This is a genomic window from Peribacillus sp. NPDC097264 (assembly GCF_050277925.1).
Lineage (GTDB): Bacteria > Bacillota > Bacilli > Bacillales > DSM-1321 > Peribacillus.
In genome coordinates this window covers 371980-393037 of the sequence record NZ_JBNNSR010000002.1, presented here as the reverse complement: position 1 = coordinate 393037, position 21058 = coordinate 371980, and the positions used below count along the sequence as shown (strand labels likewise).

At 42.7% G+C, this 21058-nt stretch carries 20 protein-coding genes; 19 read left to right on the top strand and 1 reads right to left on the bottom strand.

Annotated features, from left to right (window positions below):
* The first annotated feature begins 197 nt into the window (after window positions 1–197).
* The 17 genes from ACQKL0_RS04520 (at window position 198) to spoVM (ending at window position 18188) form a co-directional block, all read left to right on the top strand.
* Complete coding sequence (locus ACQKL0_RS04520; protein ID WP_427686424.1) at window positions 198–2876, top strand: calcium-translocating P-type ATPase, SERCA-type; 2679 nt, start codon at window positions 198–200, stop codon at window positions 2874–2876.
* Between the two features lie 152 nt (window positions 2877–3028).
* Complete coding sequence (locus ACQKL0_RS04515; RefSeq protein WP_427686422.1) at window positions 3029–3904, top strand: YicC/YloC family endoribonuclease; 876 nt, start codon at window positions 3029–3031, stop codon at window positions 3902–3904.
* A gap of 54 nt (window positions 3905–3958) precedes the next feature.
* Window positions 3959–4222, top strand: a complete 264-nt coding sequence (remA, locus tag ACQKL0_RS04510) for an extracellular matrix/biofilm regulator RemA (protein WP_034313813.1) — start codon at window positions 3959–3961, stop codon at window positions 4220–4222.
* 10 nt (window positions 4223–4232) lie between these two features.
* Window positions 4233–4847, top strand: a complete 615-nt coding sequence (gmk, locus tag ACQKL0_RS04505) for a guanylate kinase (protein WP_402868230.1) — start codon at window positions 4233–4235, stop codon at window positions 4845–4847.
* Window positions 4848–4850: 3 nt separating this feature from the next.
* Window positions 4851–5057, top strand: coding sequence for a DNA-directed RNA polymerase subunit omega (gene rpoZ / locus ACQKL0_RS04500; protein ID WP_402868232.1), 207 nt, complete (start codon window positions 4851–4853; stop codon window positions 5055–5057).
* Between the two features lie 264 nt (window positions 5058–5321).
* A complete protein-coding gene (gene coaBC, locus ACQKL0_RS04495) occupies window positions 5322–6524 on the top strand; it encodes a bifunctional phosphopantothenoylcysteine decarboxylase/phosphopantothenate--cysteine ligase CoaBC (protein ID WP_402868234.1) in 1203 nt (400 codons plus the stop codon).
* 6 nt (window positions 6525–6530) lie between these two features.
* Window positions 6531–8942, top strand: coding sequence for a primosomal protein N' (priA, locus tag ACQKL0_RS04490; RefSeq protein ID WP_427686420.1), 2412 nt, complete (start codon window positions 6531–6533; stop codon window positions 8940–8942).
* A gap of 82 nt (window positions 8943–9024) precedes the next feature.
* Window positions 9025–9510 (top strand): peptide deformylase, encoded by a 486-nt coding sequence (gene def / locus ACQKL0_RS04485; protein ID WP_402868238.1) that lies wholly within the window; start codon window positions 9025–9027, stop codon window positions 9508–9510.
* Window positions 9507–10466 carry a methionyl-tRNA formyltransferase gene (gene fmt / locus ACQKL0_RS04480; protein ID WP_427650972.1) on the top strand — a complete coding sequence of 320 codons (960 nt, stop codon included), beginning with the start codon at window positions 9507–9509 and terminating at the stop codon, window positions 10464–10466. The genes def and fmt overlap by 4 nt, the downstream gene beginning before the upstream one ends.
* Window positions 10453–11805 (top strand): 16S rRNA (cytosine(967)-C(5))-methyltransferase RsmB, encoded by a 1353-nt coding sequence (gene rsmB / locus ACQKL0_RS04475; RefSeq protein WP_402868242.1) that lies wholly within the window; start codon window positions 10453–10455, stop codon window positions 11803–11805. Before fmt ends, rsmB begins: the two co-directional genes overlap by 14 nt.
* The gene (rlmN, locus tag ACQKL0_RS04470; RefSeq protein ID WP_402868244.1) at window positions 11805–12899 is read left to right on the top strand and encodes a 23S rRNA (adenine(2503)-C(2))-methyltransferase RlmN; all 1095 of its coding nucleotides are present in this window, start codon (window positions 11805–11807) and stop codon (window positions 12897–12899) included. The genes rsmB and rlmN overlap by 1 nt, the downstream gene beginning before the upstream one ends.
* Before the next feature lie 4 nt (window positions 12900–12903).
* The gene (locus ACQKL0_RS04465) at window positions 12904–13653 is read left to right on the top strand and encodes a Stp1/IreP family PP2C-type Ser/Thr phosphatase (RefSeq protein ID WP_402868245.1); all 750 of its coding nucleotides are present in this window, start codon (window positions 12904–12906) and stop codon (window positions 13651–13653) included.
* Window positions 13654–13658: 5 nt separating this feature from the next.
* Window positions 13659–15677, top strand: a complete 2019-nt coding sequence (pknB, locus tag ACQKL0_RS04460) for a Stk1 family PASTA domain-containing Ser/Thr kinase (RefSeq protein WP_402956247.1) — start codon at window positions 13659–13661, stop codon at window positions 15675–15677.
* 25 nt (window positions 15678–15702) lie between these two features.
* Entirely contained in the window at window positions 15703–16584 is an 882-nt protein-coding gene (gene rsgA / locus ACQKL0_RS04455) for a ribosome small subunit-dependent GTPase A (protein WP_402956249.1), read from the top strand.
* Window position 16585: 1 nt separating this feature from the next.
* Entirely contained in the window at window positions 16586–17233 is a 648-nt protein-coding gene (gene rpe / locus ACQKL0_RS04450; protein ID WP_402956252.1) for a ribulose-phosphate 3-epimerase, read from the top strand.
* 100 nt (window positions 17234–17333) lie between these two features.
* On the top strand, window positions 17334–17987 hold the full coding sequence (locus ACQKL0_RS04445) for a thiamine diphosphokinase (RefSeq protein WP_402956255.1): 654 nt from the start codon (window positions 17334–17336) through the stop codon (window positions 17985–17987).
* A gap of 120 nt (window positions 17988–18107) precedes the next feature.
* Window positions 18108–18188, top strand: a complete 81-nt coding sequence (gene spoVM / locus ACQKL0_RS04440) for a stage V sporulation protein SpoVM (protein ID WP_034313769.1) — start codon at window positions 18108–18110, stop codon at window positions 18186–18188.
* A 201-nt stretch (window positions 18189–18389) separates the two neighbouring features.
* Here spoVM and rpmB read toward each other — a convergent pair whose 3' ends face one another.
* On the bottom strand, window positions 18390–18578 hold the full coding sequence (gene rpmB / locus ACQKL0_RS04435) for a 50S ribosomal protein L28 (protein WP_402868250.1): 189 nt from the start codon (window positions 18576–18578) through the stop codon (window positions 18390–18392).
* A gap of 251 nt (window positions 18579–18829) precedes the next feature.
* On the opposite strand from rpmB, the gene ACQKL0_RS04430 reads away from it, so the two are divergent.
* Together ACQKL0_RS04430 and ACQKL0_RS04425 are read left to right on the top strand one after the other, a co-directional pair.
* A complete protein-coding gene (locus tag ACQKL0_RS04430; RefSeq protein WP_402868253.1) occupies window positions 18830–19192 on the top strand; it encodes an Asp23/Gls24 family envelope stress response protein in 363 nt (120 codons plus the stop codon).
* An 18-nt stretch (window positions 19193–19210) separates the two neighbouring features.
* Window positions 19211–20881 carry a DAK2 domain-containing protein gene (locus tag ACQKL0_RS04425; RefSeq protein WP_402868254.1) on the top strand — a complete coding sequence of 557 codons (1671 nt, stop codon included), beginning with the start codon at window positions 19211–19213 and terminating at the stop codon, window positions 20879–20881.
* Window positions 20882–21058 lie beyond the last annotated feature (177 nt).

Below are 21058 nucleotides of genomic sequence, written 5' to 3'. Positions count from 1 at the left end.
AGGTCGGATAATCCGTTTGTGCAATTTCAGATTAATTATAGCATTTTTTTGGACGAGTCTGAATAATCATGGAAGAAGAGCAGTTGTTTTATGTAGTTTAGTATGCAGGCGGATGAGGGTGAGCAACGCTAAGTGCCTGTTTTGAGCATGTATACTGGGGCCTATTTCATTCTATTCAAAGGGATGTGTGATACTCGATGGAGTTCAAGGAAATGAATAAGCAAGAAATGGAGAAGGCGCTTCAAACGGACGTGAAAGCTGGTTTGAATGAGAAAGAAGTAAAGGACAGGCTGAACAAGCAAGGATTCAATGAACTGAAAGAAGGGGAAAAGCAATCTGCCATTTTACTGTTCTTCGCTCAATTTAAAGATTTTATGGTCATTGTCTTGCTTGCGGCAACCTTGGTCTCTGGCATCTTGGGTGAATATATCGATGCGATTGCCATCATTGCCATTGTTTTTTTAAATGGGGTACTTGGGTTTTTTCAAGAACGTAAGGCTGAAAAATCATTGGATGCCTTAAAGGAAATGACAGCCCCACAGGTTCAGGCATTAAGGAACGGGCAATGGCTGAAGATCCCTTCAAGGGAAGTGGTAGTAGGGGATATCTTGAAATTTGCAAGCGGGGACCGAATAGGGGCAGATTTACGGATCGTCGACCATTCCAGCCTTGAAATTGAAGAATCAGCTCTAACTGGCGAGTCCATTCCAGCCGTGAAATGCTCCGATCCATTAATGGGCGAGGCGGAAAGCATCGGGGATCAGGAAAATATGGCGTTCATGGGAACGATGGTCACTAGAGGAAATGGTATTGGAATTGTTGTCGCGACAGGAATGAACACAGCAATGGGAAAGATAGCGGACCTTCTTCAAACAGCAGAAACCAAGGAAACGCCACTACAACGACGATTGGAACAATTGGGAAAAATCTTAATCATTACCGCGTTGATCTTAACTGGAGTCGTCGTATTAACGGGTGTCCTTCAAGGGCATGATCTTTATACCATGTTTTTAGCCGGTGTTTCCTTGGCTGTTGCGGCCATCCCGGAAGGCTTGCCTGCCATTGTGACAGTAGCCTTGTCTCTTGGCGTTCAACGGATGATTAAACAAAAGGCCATTGTCAGGAAGTTGCCTGCGGTTGAAACGCTTGGATGTGCCACGGTGATATGTTCCGATAAAACTGGAACATTGACCCAGAATAAAATGACGGTTACGAAAATTTGGAGTGGCGGGAAGACATGGGATGTAAGTGGGACAGGATATCAGCCGACTGGGGAGTTTTCTTCAGGAGGAGTTTCGGTCGCTCCAAAAAATGAAAAGGCTCTCCTCCAAATGGTGACATTTGGGATTCTTTGCAACAAAGCCGAGGTAAATGAGAGAGGAAAAGGATATGTCCTTGACGGAGATCCGACAGAAGGAGCGATGGTAGTAGCGGCGATGAAGGCGGGTTTGACGAGGGAGCATTTGTCCAAACAGTTCACGATCGTGAAGGAGTTTCCATTCGATTCTGAAAGGAAGATGATGAGTGTTGTAGTCAAGGATGATAAAGAAAACCATTTTGTCGTAGTAAAAGGGGCACCGGATGTTTTGCTAGCCCAGAGTGATACGATTTTAGTGGACGGTAGAACGGACCCGCTAAATCGGGAAAACAAGGAACGGGTTCAACTGAAAATGAATGAGCTTGCATCTAGTGCACTTCGGATGATTGCAGTGGGTTACAAACCACTATCAAAGGGAACCATTTTACTCCATGAGACAGAGGCCGAACGGAATTTGACCTTCATGGGGCTGCAGGGCATGATAGACCCACCTCGTCCTGAAGTGAAACAAGCAGTGAAGGAATGCCGGGATGCGGGAATTAAAACGGTCATGATAACGGGCGACCATGTTATAACAGCCAGGGCTATTGCTAAAGATCTTGGTATTTTAAGAGGGAAAGACCGTGTACTCGAAGGTCATCAATTATCGGCGATGGAAGTTGACGAGCTCGAAGAAATCGTTGAAGGAGTGTCTGTGTTCGCCCGTGTTTCCCCGGAACATAAGTTGAAAATCGTGAAGGCTTTACAGAATAAAGGACATGTTGTTGCGATGACGGGGGATGGCGTCAATGACGCTCCGGCAATAAAGTCGGCCGATATCGGTATATCAATGGGCATCACGGGTACAGACGTCGCAAAGGAGGCTTCTTCCTTGATTTTGGTCGATGATAATTTCGCCACGATTAAATCGGCTATTAAAGAAGGAAGGAACATCTATGAAAACATTCGGAAGTTTATCCGGTATTTGTTGGCATCGAATGTTGGTGAAATTCTTGTCATGTTTTTCGCCATGCTTTGTGCCTTACCTTTACCATTGATTCCCATTCAAATCCTATTCGTCAACTTGGTGACGGACGGACTCCCGGCGATGGCTTTGGGTCTCGATGATCCTGAAGAAGATGTGATGAAAAGGAATCCGAGAAATGCTAATGAAGGGGTTTTTGGGAGGGGACTAGGCTGGAAAATCCTCTCACGTGGTTTTTTAATTGGGATCTCGACGTTAATTGCCTTTTATGTGGTATATCGTGCGAATCCTGATAATCTTGCATATGCACAGACCATCGCATTTGCGACCCTTGTACTTGCCCAGTTGATCCATGTTTTTGACTGTCGGAGTGAAAAGTCCATTTTCTCAAGAAATCCGTTTGGCAATCTGTATTTAGTGGGAGCAGTGCTCTCTTCCCTGTTGTTGATGCTTGCTGTCATGTATGTACAGCCGCTACAGGCAATCTTTCACACCGTTCCGATTTCGGGCAGGGATTGGCTATTAGTGGTAGGAATGTCATCAATCCCAACTTTTTTACTGGCGGGAACCTTTTTAGCAAGAAAAGCACAATAAAATATGATATAATCTTTTAGGTGATAGAGTCTTTCTCTATTACCTTTTTATTTTTAGAACCTTTTATTTATACTGATCATGACGTGAAAAAGCTGATATAGATTGAATGAACATACCAAGTTACTACATTATGTTTGATTGGAAGTGGAGACATGGTTACCAGTATGACGGGCTATGGAAGAGGAGAATCACAAAACGAACAGGTCAAGGTCTTTGCAGAAATCAAGACCGTCAACCATCGTTTCTGCGAATATACGATTCGAATGCCGCGCCAGCTGTTGGTTCTGGAAGAAAAAGTGAAAAAAATGGCGAGTGAATACATAAGAAGGGGACGGGTGGAACTCTTCATAACGGTCGAAGGGAAAAGCCTGGTTTCTAAAAATGTTGATATCGATTGGAATCTTGCAGATCAATATGTAAGCCTGATGGATGCAGTGAAGGGGAAATATAACCTTGGCGGTTCCATTTCGCTTCAAGATATACTGCAACTCGAATCGGTTTTCTTGATGGAAGAAGTAGCGACCGTTCCTAGTGATTTGGAAAAGTTGCTTATGGAATCAGTAAAGGGTGCCCTAGAAAACCTGAAACAAATGCGTGTTCAGGAAGGACAGGGGCTGGCCAGTGATTTGCAAAGTCAGTTAAAGAAGTTTGCTGAGATTGTAGCGGGGGTTAAAACCTATGCGCCTTCTGTTGTAAAGCAATATAAGGATCGACTGACAATAAAGCTTTCCGAGTTGACTGATGGCATGATTGAAGATAGTCGCATTGTCACAGAGGCGGCCATATTTGCGGATAAATGTGATATAAATGAAGAATTGACTAGGCTCGATAGCCATGTGCAACAGTTTTCGGATACCCTTAAGCAAGGCCAACCGATTGGGAGGAAATTAGATTTTCTCGTTCAAGAGATGAACAGGGAAGTCAATACGATCGGTTCAAAGGCAAATGACTCAGCCATTACAAAAGAAGTGGTTGAAATGAAAAGCCTGCTTGAAAAATTGAAGGAACAGGTTCAAAATATCGAATAATCGGTTTATGATAACCCTGTCAAGGCGACAATAGAATATGAATGGGGGACAAAAATGTCAATTAAGCTCATTAATATTGGTTTTGGTAATATCGTTTCCGCAAATCGGATCGTATCCATTGTAAGTCCTGAATCTGCTCCAATAAAAAGGATTATCCAGGATGCCCGTGATCGCGGATCATTAATAGATGCTACATACGGCAGAAGAACAAGGGCCGTTATTATTACAGACAGCGACCATGTCATCTTATCCGCCGTTCAACCGGAAACGGTTGCAGCAAGGCTTCAAGATCGAGATGATAGCGTAGAAGAGGGGTAACTGAAAGATTATGAGAGAAAAAGGTTTATTAATTGTTTTGTCCGGCCCATCAGGTGTGGGTAAGGGTACCGTAAGAAAGGCAATCTTTTCTCAGCCGGGTACGGCATTCGAGTATTCAATTTCTATGACGACACGACTTCCACGGCAAGGTGAGGTGGATGGGGTAGATTATTTCTTTAAAAAGCGTGAGGATTTCGAAGCGTTGATTGAAGAAGGAAAGCTCCTGGAATATGCGGAGTTCGTCGGCAATTATTATGGAACACCTGTTGATTATGTCCGAGAAACGATTGATTCCGGAAAAGATGTTTTTCTTGAAATCGAAGTACAAGGAGCTAGGCAGGTTCGGGAAAAGTTTCCTGAAGGCCTATTCATTTTCCTTGCCCCGCCAAGCTTGAGTGAACTTGAAAGTCGGATCGTAACCCGTGGTACCGAGACGGAGGAAGCGATCAAAGGGCGCATGAAGGTGGCTAAAGAGGAAATAGAGCTTATGGATCTGTATGATTACGTCGTTGAAAATGACCATGTAGATGCTGCTTGTGCTAGAATTAATGCAATTGTAATTGCCGAACATTGCCGTCGGGAAAGAGTTGCTGTTCTTTATAAAAAAATGTTGGAGGCGGAATAAACTATGTTATATCCATCTATTGATTCATTATTACTGAAAATCGATTCAAAATACTCACTTGTATCTGTGGCAGCCAAGCGTGCTAGAGAAATGCAAATTAAAGATAACTGCATGATTGCTAAACCAGTTTCTCACAAATCAGTCGGTCGTGCCCTTGAAGAAATCTATTCTGGTAAATTATCATATGATAATTCATCTGAAGTAAAATAATTGAACACTTAAGCTTGACCTATCGGGCCTGACACCCTAACAGCAAACAGGATGCGTTACTTTTGGAACTTGCTTCCTTCCTGCGGCAAAGGTGTGTCAGGCCTGTTTGTTTTGATTTTGGATAGGAGCAAACAAACAGCAATCCAAAAAGCGGTTATGGACTTTATTGACACTTACCAAGGTTCTTGCGCATATATAATGAAATTTTACCTGTAAACCTTCATAATTAGTTAATAATAGAATGTATAGTTAGGGGAAATTTGCATGCTTATCGATAAAAAGGTTCTACTTTGTGTCACTGGCGGAATTGCTGTATATAAGGCTGCAGCCCTGACCAGTAAACTGACGCAGGCAGGGGCTCACGTTAAGGTGATCATGAGTGCCTCGGCGCGCCAATTCGTGACGCCTCTTACCTTTCAGGCACTTTCAAGACATGATGTTTATACCGATACATTTGATGAAAAAGATTCCTCGGTCATTGCCCATATCGACCTTGCTGATTGGGCGGATATTGTCCTGGTGGCGCCTGCCACAGCGAATGTTATTGGCAAGATAGCCAATGGCATCGCGGATGATATGATCACGACCACGTTGCTTGCAACGGAGGCCCCTGTTTGGGTAGCTCCGGCTATGAATGTCCATATGTACGCTCATCCGGCTGTGCAGAAGAATATGGAGACGCTTCGTACGTTTGGTTATCAATTCATAGAGCCCGGTGAAGGGTATTTGGCTTGCGGCTATGTAGGAAAGGGAAGACTGGAAGAACCGGAAACGATTGTACAACATCTACAAGAATACTTTGGGGAAGTTGGCTTGAAACCACTTAAGGGTAAGAAATTCTTAATCACGGCGGGGCCTACCCGTGAAGCAATCGATCCTGTACGCTTCGTGACGAACCATTCTAGTGGCAAGATGGGCTATGCCATTGCCGAGCAGGCAGCCAATCAGGGAGCCGATGTGACCTTGGTCACCGGGCCCGTGAGTTTGGCTCCGCCTTCGAAGGTGAAGGTCATTCCCGTCGAATCAGCCGCAGATATGTATGAAGCGGTGTTTGAGCAATTTGACTCGAGTGATGTGGTAATTATGACGGCTGCGGTTGCCGACTATAAACCCAAATTCTATCATGAACAGAAAATGAAAAAACAGCCTGGTGAAAATGTGATTGAATTTGAACGGACAAAGGACATTCTTATGGAATTGGGCAAGAATAAGACTCATCAGCTCTTAGTCGGTTTTGCAGCCGAAACGAATAATGTGGAAGAGTATGCAAAAGGGAAATTGGTGAAGAAGAATGCCGATATGATCGTAGCCAATAATGTTACGGTATCGGGTGCAGGCTTCGGCACGGATACAAATATTGTTACGATCTTTAATAAGGATGGGCGTTCCATCGAACTTCCAAAAATGAGTAAAGCGGATATCGCCAAAAGTATTTTGGCAGAAGTATCCTGCATGCAAAAGGATTGATGTCTAATGGATATTGCATCCGTCATAGTGGATGTACCTGCAAAACAAACGGATAGGGAATTCGATTATCGAATTCCTAAGAAATGGATCCAGGTCATTAAACCTGGCATGCGAGTCATTGTTCCGTTTGGTCCCAGAATGGTGCAGGGATTCGTAACGGGGCTAAAAGATAAAAGTGAATTTGCTAAGCTCCGCCATATTAAAGAACTGATGGATTTGGAGCCTGTTTTAAATGATGAATTGCTGCAACTTGGTGACTGGTTGACGAAAGAGGCCATGTGTTTCAAAATTTCGGCGCTGCAAGCGATGCTACCGGCAGCAATGAAAGCAAAATATGAAAAAGTCATCAATATCGTAGACGGTAAAAAGGCCCAGCTGTCCACGATGATACAAGCTCTTTTTGGCAAGCATGATTCGCTATCATGGAAAGATGCGATAGAAGGGGAACATGCTTCCCTTCTTCAAAAAGAGTTGCAAAAAGGCAATTTAGAGTTAGTGTATTTTGTGAAAAACCGTCTCAATAAAAAGACGGTACGGGTTATAAAACCGTTAGTATCTCCAATGGAATTGAAAGAAATGGGTTCGTCGCTATCCGGAAATGCAAGAAAACAGCAGGAGCTCATCCAATATTTCATTGAACACCCAGACCCGATACCTCTTAAGGAGCTTCTTGAATTGGTTAATGCTTCTAGTGGGACGGTGAAGTCCCTTGTGGCAAAAGGGGCATTGGTCGAACTGGAACAAGAAGTATACCGCGACCCTTATGAAAACCGTGTATTTAATAAATCCAATCCCTTCACATTAACAGATGAGCAGGCTGCCGCGCTTGGGCCCATTCAGGAGAAGATTAAACAGGATGAACATGACGTTTTCCTTTTATATGGTGTAACGGGAAGTGGGAAGACAGAAGTGTATTTACAGGCCATCGCTTCGGTTATGGAGAAAGGGAAGGAAGCCATCATGTTGGTTCCGGAAATTTCTTTGACTCCCCAAACGGTGAAACGGTTTAAAGAACGCTTTGGCGAGCAGGTTGCGGTCATGCATAGTGGTTTATCCGTTGGAGAAAAATATGATGAGTGGAGGAAAATTCATCGTAAAGAAGTAAAAGTAGTGGTAGGGGCACGGTCGGCCGTTTTTGCTCCATTTGAGAATCTTGGGATCGTCATCATTGATGAAGAGCATGAGGCGAGTTACAAGCAAGAAGAAAATCCGCGTTATCATGCAAGGGATGTTGCGATTGAACGAGCGAAATCCTATCAATGCCCTGTCATCCTCGGAAGTGCCACCCCTACCCTAGAATCCTTTGCCCGTGCCAAGAAAAATGTCTATCAGTTATTGACCCTCAGTCAGCGGATGAATAAACATGCTATGCCTGCAGTCGATATCGTGGATATGAGGGAAGAACTAAGATCGGGAAACCGCTCAATGTTTTCCGAACTGCTATTCACGAAGTTGCAAGATCGGCTCGAAAAGGGACAGCAGACGGTACTGATGTTAAATAAGCGTGGGCATTCCTCCTTTGTCATGTGCCGTAGTTGTGGATTAGTGATCAACTGTCCAAATTGTGATATTTCCCTCACTTACCATCGCTTTAATGATATAATGAAATGCCATTATTGCGGGTTTGAGGAAGGGATGCCTTCTGTGTGTCCCGAGTGTGAGAGTGACCATATCCGATTCTTTGGAACGGGTACACAGAAGGTGGAGGAAGAACTTTCCAAGATCCTCCCTGATGCAAGAGTAATTCGGATGGATGTCGATACGACGAGTAGGAAGGGATCACATGAGCGGCTGCTGAATGCATTCGGTGAAGGAAAAGCGGATATACTGCTTGGAACCCAAATGATTGCCAAGGGCCTTGATTTCCCGAATATTACGTTGGTTGGCGTGCTTTCAGCCGATACGATGCTGCATTTGCCTGATTTCCGTTCTTCGGAAAAGACATTCCAGCTATTGACGCAAGTCAGCGGAAGGGCAGGGCGACATACACTTCCTGGTGAAGTGGTGATCCAAACCTATACGCCTGAGCATTACAGTATAGAGCTTTCCGCTATGCAGGATTACGATGCATTTTATGAAAGGGAGATGTACATCCGGAGGCAAGCCCATTATCCTCCTTATTATTATGTAATCCTCGTAACGGTTTCTCATGAGGACTTGATGAAAACCGTGAGTGTGACGGATAAGATTACTAATTTCCTGAGTTCGCGACTGCATAAGGATTCTATCGTCCTCGGGCCGGTCGCCTCCCCAATTAGTCGAATCAACAATAGATATCGATACCAATGTCTGATAAAATACAAACGAGAGCCGGAGCTTTATCACCATTTACGAACGCTTTTGGAGCATTATCAAAAGGAAACGGCCCAAAATCACCTGCAGATTTCCATTGATTTAAATCCGCAGATTATGATGTAGTTGTTATGATATCGCGAGCTGTTCAGGCTTGCGTTTTTATATAGTAAGTTTTGTTTTTTATATTAGGAGGGTACTTTTCGCTTTGACTATTTTACCGATTGTCATGTTTCCTGAAAAAATTTTACAACAAAAATGCGCTAAAATAACAAGTTTTGATAAAAAATTGGCAAAACTGTTAAATAATATGTACGAAACGATGGTTGAAGCGGATGGAGTGGGTCTTGCAGCCCCACAAGTGGGCGTGAAAAAACAAGTCGCCGTCGTAGAGATAGAGGAAGGATCAGGTGTCATTGAATTGATCAATCCGGAAGTGCTGGAAGTCGAGGGAGAACAGACAGGCGTTGAAGGCTGTCTAAGTTTTCCAGACCTATATGGGGAAGTGTCCCGTCCATACCGTGTCAAAGTGCGTGCACAGGACAGGAAGGGGAATTTTTTCGAAATAGAAGCTGAAGGTTTCCTGGCTAGGGCCATCCAGCATGAAATGGATCATTTGCAAGGGGTGCTATTTACAAGTAAAGTGTCCCGATATATTACAGAGGAAGAGTTAGAAAGGTTTGAAGAAAAATGACAAAAATTATTTTTATGGGGACGCCGGACTTTTCAGTACCGGTGCTTAAGCGAATCATTGACGAGGGGTATGAAGTGATTGCTGTCGTCACTCAGCCGGATCGTCCGGTTGGCAGGAAAAGAGTCTTGACTCCACCACCGGTTAAAGTTGAAGCAATCAAACAAGGGATACCCGTTTACCAGCCAGAGAAAATCCGTGAAAAAGAAGAATTGGAAAAGATCATCCGTTTAAAACCGGACTTAGTGGTGACGGCGGCATTCGGACAAATTCTTCCTAATGAGTTATTGGAAGCTCCTAAATTTGGCTGTATTAATGTACATGCCTCTTTACTACCTGAACTACGTGGCGGAGCGCCTATTCACTACTCCATCATACAAGGTAAAGAAAAGACGGGAATCACCATCATGTATATGGCTGAGAAATTAGATGCCGGAGATATTTTAACTCAGGCAGAAGTGGTCATCGAAGAACTAGATAATGTCGGTACGATGCATGATAAGTTGAGTAAGGTCGGTGCGGATTTACTTGCCGACACATTGCCGAAGTTATTGAATGGTGAGCTATCCCCAATTAAGCAAGACGAGGAAAAGGCAACTTTTGCTCCCAACATTAAACGATCAGAGGAAAAAATCGACTGGTCGAAAACGGGAGAGTCCATCTATAATCATGTCCGCGGCTTGAATCCTTGGCCTGTTGCCTATACACTCGTAAACGGGTCTGTCCTGAAAATCTGGCAGACAAAGAAAGTTAAAGGGAACGCTCAAACAAGCCCCGGAACGATCATTGAGGTGCTTGATGAAGGAATGGTCGTGGCGACTGGAAATGAAACGGCGATTCTCATCACCGAACTACAACCATCAGGTAAGAAAAAAATGCCAGCGAAGAATTACTTGATTGGTGCGGGTTCATTCATTAAAGCAGGTATAAAGTTAGGAGAAACTAATGACACAAACTAAAAAGGGAGTACGCGATATTGCTCTCGACATCTTGGAATCTGTAGAGAAAAATCAATCTTATAGCAACCTGTTACTTAATAATTTGATTAAAAAGCATCAATTGTCTGCAGTGGATAGTGGATTGTTAACAGAAATCAGCTACGGAACGATCCAGCGGAAGATGACATTGGATTACTATCTACAGCCATATATAAAAAATCCTAAAAAAACGCAAAGCTGGGTCATTAACCTTCTTAGGCTTTCCGTATACCAAATGGTTTATTTAGATAAAGTGCCAGATCATGCGATTATTTTCGAAGCTGTCGAGATATCGAAAAAACGCGGGCATAAAGGAACGCAGTCAATGGTCAATGGGGTGCTCCGCAATATCCAAAGAAATGGTGTTGCATCTTTTGATGATATCAAGGACGACCGTGAACGCCTATCAATTGAAGTGAGTCATCCATTATGGTTGATAAACCGTTGGGTTGAGCAATATGGGTATGAGAAAACAAAGGAAATGTGTGAAATTAACTTAATGGCTCCGTTACAGACGGGACGAGTTAACTTGAAACAGATTTCCCGCAGTGAATTAATCAGTATTTTGACTGAAGAGGGATATGATGTGGAAGCCAGTGAATTCGTGCCGGAATCCATTATCAGTTACAAAGGGAACCTGGCACATTCCGAAAGCTATAAATTAGGTCTTCTTTCCATTCAGGACGAAAGTTCGATGCTGGTCGCCCATGCGCTTGGTGCACATGATAACGATGCAGTTTTGGACTGTTGCGCAGCGCCAGGAGGCAAGTCAATGCATATTGCCGAAGGTCTGACGACGGGGCAGGTATATGCTCTTGACCTTCATGAACATAAAGTTAAGCTCATCAAGGAACAGGCAGAGCGACTAAAGTTAAGGAACAACATTAAGACGCAGGTCTTAGATAGCAGACACGTTCAGGAACACTTCAATAAAGAAGGGTTTGACAGAATCCTGATAGATGCTCCTTGCTCCGGATTAGGCGTCATGCGTCGTAAGCCTGATGTGAAGTATACAAAAACAAATAATGATATAATGAAACTTTCAAACATACAGAAACAATTATTGGAAGCAGCTGCTCCGCTCCTGAAACAAGGTGGACAGTTAGTATATAGTACATGCACAGTGGACAAAGAAGAAAATGACAGAGTAGCAGCGACGTTCTTGGAACAACATCCGGAGTTCGAAAGCGATACAACATTGTCTGAAAGAATGCCCGAAAGTGTTCAACCATTTGTTGAAGGTCATACCTTGCAAGTGTTCCCGCAATATTTTAGCAGTGACGGTTTCTTTATTGCGAGTTTTAGAAAGAAGGTGCTGTAATGGCAGAGATTACGAAATCATCAAGAGTGAGAAAAGACACAACACCAGAAAAACCATCGATTTATTCGTTGGAGCTTCATCAAATTAAAGAATGGTTGGTTGAAAACGGTGAGAAAGCTTTCCGTGCGGACCAAGTTTATGACTGGCTTTATAAAAAACGCGTTTCAAGTTTTGAGGATATGTCTAACCTATCTAAGACATTGCGTGATAAATTGGAAGATCAATTCACTTTCACGACGTTAAAGACATTGATCCAACAAACATCCAATGATGGAACGATGAAGTTCTTATTTGAATTGCATGATGGGTACTCAATTGAAACCGTATTAATGCGCCATGAATATGGGAATTCCATCTGTGTAACGACACAGGTAGGCTGTAGAATCGGTTGCACATTCTGTGCATCGACGCTTGGTGGTTTAAAACGTAATCTTGAATCAGGGGAAATCGTTGCCCAGGTCGTCAAGGTCCAACAAGCACTTGATGAAGTTGAAGAACGCGTTAGCTCGGTCGTTATCATGGGAATCGGCGAACCATTCGATAACTATGATAATATGATGTCTTTCCTTAAAAATATCAACCATGAAAAAGGGTTGAACATCGGTGCTCGCCATATCACCGTTTCGACTAGTGGGATCATTCCTAAAATCTATAAATTTGCCGAAGAAAGCATGCAAATCAATTTTGCTGTATCACTTCACGCGCCGAACACTGAGTTGAGAAGTAAATTGATGCCGATAAATAAGGCATATAAGCTTCCTGACTTGATTGAAGCCATCAAATACTACACGGAAAAAACAGGACGCCGTGTCAGCTTTGAATATGGTCTATTCGGTGGAGAAAATGACTCAGTAGAGCACGCTGAAGAACTGGCCGATTTAATAGAAGACATCAAGTGCCATGTCAATTTAATTCCGGTTAACTATGTACCGGAACGCAACTATGTACGTACACCTCGGGATAAGATTTTTGAGTTTGAAAAAACATTGAAAAAACGTGGCATTAATGTAACAATTCGAAGAGAACAAGGCAGTGACATTGACGCAGCCTGTGGCCAGCTTCGGGCTAAGGAGCGTAAAGAAGAGACGAGGTGACCCTATGAGGGCAATATTCAAGACTGACCGTGGGAAAGTCCGCCAACATAATGAAGATAATGGGGGAGTTTTTAGTAATCCGGAAGGCGTACGCCTTGCCATCGTTGCAGATGGCATGGGCGGCCACCGTGCCGGGGATGTAGCGAGTGGGATGACGATTGACCTTTTGAAGGAAAGATGGGAAGAGTCAAGTGGTATTGAAACGGCAAATGATGCTGAAAATTGGTTGAAAACACAAATCCTACTTGTCAATCAATTGCTTTTTGAACATGCCGAAGCGAACCTGGAATGTAAGGGCATGGGTACAACCATTGTTGCGGCAATATGCACAGATAAATTTGCAACCATCGCAAACATCGGGGACAGCCGGTGTTATTTGTATAACGAAAGCGGATTCAAGCAGGTCACGGAAGACCATTCGCTTGTTAATGAGCTGGTCCGTTCTGGTCAGATCACGAAGGAAGACGCTGAGCATCATCCAAGGAAAAATGTGTTGTTGCGTGCATTGGGCACTGAACTGCAAGTGGAAATGGACATTACGACAGTCATTTTCGAAGAGCAGGATATGCTTTTGCTTTGCTCTGATGGCTTAACGAATAAAGTAAGTGAAGTGGAACTCGAAGAAATGGTTAACAATGGACATTCACTTGAAGAAAAGGCACAGTCGTTAATAGAAATGGCCAATAACTATGGTGGAGAAGATAATATCACCCTTGTGCTTGTTCAATTTATTGATGAAAGCGAAAGCAGGTGAACTCAATGTTGATTGGTAGAAGGATCAACGGCCGTTATAAACTGATCGAGATGGTCGGTGGTGGCGGTATGGCGAATGTTTACCTTGCAAGAGATATGATTTTGGACCGTGATGTTGCCTTGAAGATCCTGAGGATGGATTTTAATAATGACGATGAATTCATTAAACGCTTTAATCGGGAAGCGCAATCAGCAACGAGTCTAGCCCATCCGAATATTGTCAGTATCTATGATGTCGGAGAAGAAAATGATATCTACTATATCGTCATGGAATATGTGGACGGGTTTACTTTAAAGCAATACATACAAAAATACTATCCAATTCCGGTTGAAAAAGCCTTAGATATCATGAAGCAAATTACGGCTGCCATCTCCCATGCCCACCATAACGGAATCATCCATAGGGACATCAAGCCTCAGAATATCCTGATTGATAAAGAAGGAACCGTTAAAATCACTGATTTTGGAATTGCCCTTGCTCTAAGTGCCACGAATATAACCCAGACAAATGCAGTTTTAGGTTCTGTTCATTACTTGTCTCCAGAACAGGCAAGAGGCGGTATGGCCAATAAGAAATCGGATATCTATTCTCTGGGTATCGTGATGTTTGAGATTTTAACTGGCAGGCTCCCTTTTTCAGGTGAATCTGCAGTTTCCATTGCGTTAAAGCATCTTCAGTCGGAAACCCCATCGCCAAAGCGTTGGAATCCTGATATACCGCAAAGTGTGGAAAATATTATTCTAAAAGCAACGGCAAAAGATTCATATTATCGTTATGAAAGCGTCGATTCAATGGAAGATGACATTCGAACTTCGCTTGATCCAGAGCGCTTAAATGAATTGCCTTTTGTCATTCCGGAAGATCATGATGCAACAAAAGCCATCCCCATCATCACGAATGACCAGCTGTCAAGTATAGATGAGACAATCATAAGAGGACCGGAAAAAAATGCGAGCGTAGTTGAACAAGATGAACAAAGTGATGAGCCAGCTACAACGACTAAGCTTAAAAAGAAACAGAAAAAACAAAAAACGAAATCGAAGCAAAAAAGTAATCGGCGCATAAAATGGCCCGCGATTTTAGTTACCATCTTTTTGGTTTTAGCGGTGGTTGCCATTTTATCCATTACCGTTTTTCCATCCATGCTTGGCACTAAAGAAGTGACCGTCCCTGACTTAAAAGGGGAAGAGCTGGATGATGCCATTTCTACCTTGGTGGAATTAGGACTTGTCACGGGGGACACGATTGAGATTAATGATGAAGAGGTCGAAAAAGGTCTCGTCATCAAGACCAACCCTAAAGAAGGTAAGCTGGTCAAAGAAGGCGCTAAAATAGATATCTATCAAAGCATTGGTAAAGAAACGATTACATTGTCTAGCTATGAAGGAAGAAAGTATGATGATATCGAGAGTATGCTCAATAAGATGGGCTTCAAGGACGTTGCAGTGACAGAGGTATTTGATGAAAGCGAGCCGGGGACGATCATTGATCAAGATCCTTCAGGAGGCTTTGAAGTCATTGCTTCGGAAACGGAGCTCGAACTCATGGTCAGTAAGGGTGCCGATCGATTAACATTAAAGAACCTAACGGGTTTCAATGAGACGGCTTTGAATGATTACTCCAATGAAAGTGGAATAAAAATTGCCGTCGAAAAAAAGGTGTATACGGACTCAGTGGCCGAGGGACTTGTTATTTCGCAGGAACCTGCACCATCTACTAAAGTGGACAAGGGAAGTACGGTAAGCGTGGTCCTTTCAAAAGGGAAAGAAGAGATTCCACCAAAGACGGTGACAGAGGAAATCACGATCGAATATGACCCTGTAGAGCCCGGTAAACCACAGCAAGTTCAAATCTTCATTGAAGACATCAATAATAGCATGACAGAGCCCTATGATACTTTTTCGCTCTTGGAAACTGAAGAAAAAGAGATCAAATTCTTGGTGTCCAAAGATAAGAAAGCCGGATATAAAGTCATGCGTGACGGACAGGTGATAAAGGAAAAAACCATCACTTATCCGGAATGAATTTAATCAAATTAGGAGTGTGGCTATGCCCGAAGGAAAAATCATTAAAGCCTTAAGCGGCTTTTATTATGTTTTAGATGGAGAAGAAGTATTCCAATGCCGGGGTCGAGGCGTTTTTCGTAAAAATAAGGTAACGCCCCTTGTTGGTGATTACGTTGTATATCAGGCTGATAATAAGACGGACGGAACGGTAACGGAGGTCAAGCCACGAAAGAATGAATTGGTTCGTCCACCGATAGCGAATGTCGATCAGGCCATTCTTGTTTTTTCAGCAGTCGAACCCGAGTTCAGTCCAGCTCTGCTTGATCGATTCCTGGTCCTCATTGAACATAATGAGATCGAGCCCATTATTGTCGTGACCAAAATGGACTTGGTAACGGAAGATAAAAAAGAGAAATTGTCTCAGCATATCAAGGACTATCAGAAGTTAGGCTATACAGTGCTGGAAACTTCTTCGATAACCACAGGAGGCGTCAATCAGCTTATTCCTTTAATAGAAGGGAAAACCAGTGTGTTTGCCGGTCAATCCGGAGTGGGGAAATCCTCGTTGTTGAATGCGATAAACCCGAGCTTGGCCCTAAAGACAGACGACATTTCATCTCATTTGGGACGCGGAAAGCATACCACACGTCATGTGGAACTGATTCACATGGGCACTGGCCTCGTCGCGGATACGCCTGGATTCAGTTCACTTGAATTCACGGAAATGGAAGCAGAACGTCTATCGTATTGTTTTCCTGAGATGCATAAGCTTGGTGAGGACTGCAAGTTCAGGGCCTGCCTCCATGACAAGGAACCGAAGTGCGCTGTGAAAGAAGCGGTAGAAACCGGGGTAATCCCACAATATAGGTACGAACATTATATGCAATTTTTAGAGGAAATAAGAGATAGAAAGCCGAGGTATTAGTATGGTTAAAATTGCACCATCCATATTATCAGCTGATTTCGCAAAGCTGGGAGAAGAAATCTTGGATGTTGAGAGGGGAGGGGCCGACTATATCCATGTAGACGTTATGGATGGCCATTTCGTGCCTAACATCACAATTGGTTCATTGATTGTCGATGCTATCAGACCGGTGACGAAACTCCCTCTAGACGTCCATTTGATGATTGAACGTCCAGATGCCTATATCGAGGCGTTTGCCAAAGCAGGGGCCGACTATATCACTGTCCATGTAGAAGCGTGTACGCACCTACACCGCACGATTCAATTGATAAAGTCCTTTGGTGTTAAAGCGGGGGTAGTCCTCAATCCGGCCACTCCAGCATCCGTGATTCAACCGATTATCGAAGATATTGATATGGTTTTATTGATGACCGTCAATCCAGGATTTGGGGGGCAAAAGTTCATCGCTTCTGTACTGCCAAAAATTTCCGAAGTGAAGGCGATGGCTGATTTGTACAATCCCAATCTTGAAATTGAAGTAGATGGCGGGGTAAATGAAGAAACGGCCAAAGTTTGTATTGAACGGGGAGCAACGGTACTTGTCGCCGGGTCAGCCATATATAACCAGGAAGATCGCCAGGCAGCGATTCAGAGAATTCGTGGAAATTAAAAAGAGAGAAAGCCGACATTATCGTATCTATACTACGATGATGATCGGCTTTTTTAAAACAATCAGACATGTAAAGAATTTAAGAATAGGGTGGCGGAATATGAAAATAAGCATTATGGCTGGAGGCCCAAAGGATTTGTGGCCTGATTTAACGACTTATAAAGAGAGTACTGACTTGTGGGTTGGGGTCGATCGAGGTGTTTGGTCCTTACTTGAAAATGACATTGTTCCTCAGTGTGGGTTTGGCGATTTCGATTCCGTATCCGAAGAGGAATGGTCTAAGATTCAAAAAAGGATGGAGAATATTCATCTTTACCCTCCTGAGAAGGATGAAACCGATTTGGAAATTGCATTTAAATGGGCAATGGAGCAGCAGCCAAATGAAATACATATTCTAGGTGCAACAGGAGGGCGGCTGGACCATTTTCTCGGCAATATCCAATTATTGCAGAAAGATAGCATCCTGCCTTATCACAAGGATATTGATATGTATATAGTCGATTGTCAGAATAGCTTAACCGTGAAGACGCCAGGATCCTACCCCTTGACCTTGGATGAAGAGAGGAAGTATATTTCCCTGCTTCCGGTAACCGAAGAAATCACCGGCATTACACTCTTGGGGTTTAAGTATCCACTTGTTGATGCAAAGCTTGAATTGGGCTCCACACTCTGTGTCAGCAATGAACTAATTTCTGATTGTGGGAATGTTTCATTTGAGGAAGGCATATTAATGGTGATAAGAAGCAGAGATTAAAATTCATGCTTAGAGCAGATTCGGATATACTTTTCATCCTATATCCGCTTAAAAGCTTATGTTGTAATAGAAAAGTTCCACTTCATCTTAAATTTGTGGGATGTAAAGAGGAGGGGCATTATGAAATTTTATACAATTAAATTGCCAAAAGTTCTGGGCAGTTTGGTAAGGGCCATGCTCGGAGCGTTTAAAAAAGGCTAATAAAACATATTTACGTGACACCTTCTATAAAGGGGGTGTTATTTTTTGGTTTGGCTGGGGACAATAAAAAGAAACGATAGGTTGGACAGGCTTTTAATGAGTGATGATCTTTCTGAAAGAATCAGATTGTCCAATCATCACCCATTATAAAAGCGGCAGCCATTTTCAAATAAAAAGGCATCCTTAGAGGATGCCGTAACATTATACGCGTTCTACTTTGCCCGATTTAAGAGCTCTTGCAGAAACGTATACACGTTTAGGTTTACCGTCAACTAAAATACGTACTTTTTGAAGGTTAGCGCCGAATGTACGCTTGCTAGCGTTCATTGCGTGAGAGCGGCTGTTACCAGAACGGGTTTTTCTTCCAGTGATTACACATTTACGTGCCATGTCAAATTCCCTCCTAACTACAACAAGCTTAAGTTTACGAAGTTGTCTTAAGTCTTTGTGAAATACTTTAATAATTTATCACACCTACCGTGAGAATGCAATACTTCAGTTAATTACTTTCAAGAAAAAAACCTTGACATACCCCCTTTAAAATTGAATTATATTAAGTACCGTATGACATTTACTTTTAAAACAATAGACATTATAGTAAAATGTCTTTAGTTGAGTTAGTTTTGGGAGGGAAAAAGAAAATGTCTATCGAATTACAAACGAAATATGGACAAATTGATATCTCTAATGATGTAATCGCTACTGTAGCCGGTGGTGCTGCTATTGATTGCTACGGAATAATAGGAATGGCTTCCAAAAAACAATTTAAAGACGGCATTGCCGAAATACTAAGAAAAGAAAACTTTACTAAGGGTGTAATAGTCCGACAAGATGAGGAAGAAGTTCATATCGATATGTATATTATCGTTAGTTATGGAACGAAAATCTCGGAAGTTGCACATAATGTGCAATCAAAGGTAAAATACACTCTGGACAAAACTGTTGGATTAGCTGTAGATTCTGTAAACATTTTTGTACAGGGAGTTCGTGTTACGAACCCTTAAGTATAGGAGGAAAGTTTTGTGTCAATTACAAGTTTAAATGGAAAGCGCTTTGCTGAAATGATCATCCAGGGAGCTAATCATTTAGCAGCCAACGCCCAAATGGTCGATGCATTGAACGTTTTCCCGGTTCCAGATGGAGATACAGGAACAAATATGAATTTATCTATGACTTCCGGCGCTAAGGAAGTACAAAATAATGTACAAGAACATATCGGAAAAGTGGGTACTTCTCTTTCAAGAGGTCTATTGATGGGGGCTCGAGGTAATTCTGGAGTAATCCTTTCACAGCTTTTCCGTGGTTTTGCAAAATCTATCGAAAATAAAGCGGTCATCAATAGTGAAGAATTCGCCCATGCTTTTGAGGCGGGTGTACAAACCGCTTATAAAGCCGTTATGAAGCCTGTTGAAGGCACCATTTTAACAGTCGCGAAGGATGCAGCCAAGCAAGCGGTTTCATCTGCTGCCAAGCATCAGGACCTTATCCAGGTAATGGAGGATATTGTCACTGAGGCAAATGCATCTTTAAAAAGGACACCTGATTTACTTCCTGTATTGAAAGAAGTCGGTGTGGTCGATAGCGGTGGACAAGGGTTGGTTTTCGTTTATGAAGGATTCCTAGCAGAATTGAAGGGTGAAGCTTTACCCGTTCGTTCAGCCAATGGCCCAAGCATGGATGATATGGTGAGTGCTGAACATCACATTAACGTACAAGGACACATTAATACGGAAGATATCGTGTTTGGTTATTGTACGGAATTCATGGTCCGGTTGGAAAAGGATAAGCCAGCTGCCCAATCGTTCAATGAAGAGAAGTTCCGGAATGATTTAAGTGAATTTGGAGATTCATTATTAGTCATCTCTGATGATGAAATAGTTAAAGTACATATTCACTCTGAACAACCTGGTAATTGCCTTAATTATGGTCAGACATACGGTAGTCTTATTAAGTTGAAAGTTGATAATATGCGTGAACAGCATACAGCTATAGTCGGCGAAACTAAAACGCCACTTCAAACAAAACCGAAAGCCAAGGATAAATATGGTGTCGTTTCTGTGGCGATGGGTGCCGGTATCAGCGAGCTTTTCAAAAGCATCGGTGCAAAATCAGTCATTGAAGGCGGACAAACGATGAATCCTAGTACTGAAGACATTGTGAAAGCAGTTGAAGAAGCCCATGCAGAAAAAGTAATCATTCTGCCTAATAATAAAAATATTATTATGGCTGCCAATCAAGCTGCTGATGTCCTTGGGGATAACGTGATGGTCGTTCCTGCCAAAACTGTACCGCAGGGAATGGCAGCATTGCTTGCTTTCAACCCTTCATTGGATATTACAGAGAACCAAAAGGTGATGACCGATGCTCTTTCTCATGTTAAAACAGGTCAAATCACATATGCTGTAAGGAATACAAGCATTGATGGTCTTTCAATCGAGAAGGGCGACTTCATGGGTATTGATGAAGGCACCATCAAAGTGAAAAATAAAGACAAGGCTCAGGCTGCAAAGGATCTTTTATCCAAAATGATTGACGAAGATTCCGAGATCTTGACCATTCTTTATGGTGAAGATGCAACTTCAGAAGAAGTGGATGAGCTTGTCGCGTTTTGTGAAGAAACATTTGAAGATGTTGAAGTTGAAGTCCATAACGGTAAACAGCCGTTATATGCTTTCATTTTCTCAATTGAATAAACTAAACCATCTACTTGGGTAAGATCACCTGATCGTCTTTTTCCCTTTAATAGATGTGATATAGAAGTCTCGATAAAAAGTAATAAACTGCATAGGTCATTAGGCTATGCAGTTTATTTTTGCGGACTAAAGGTTATAAAACAGCATGCATGCAGGAACTGTGACCAATCAGAAGAT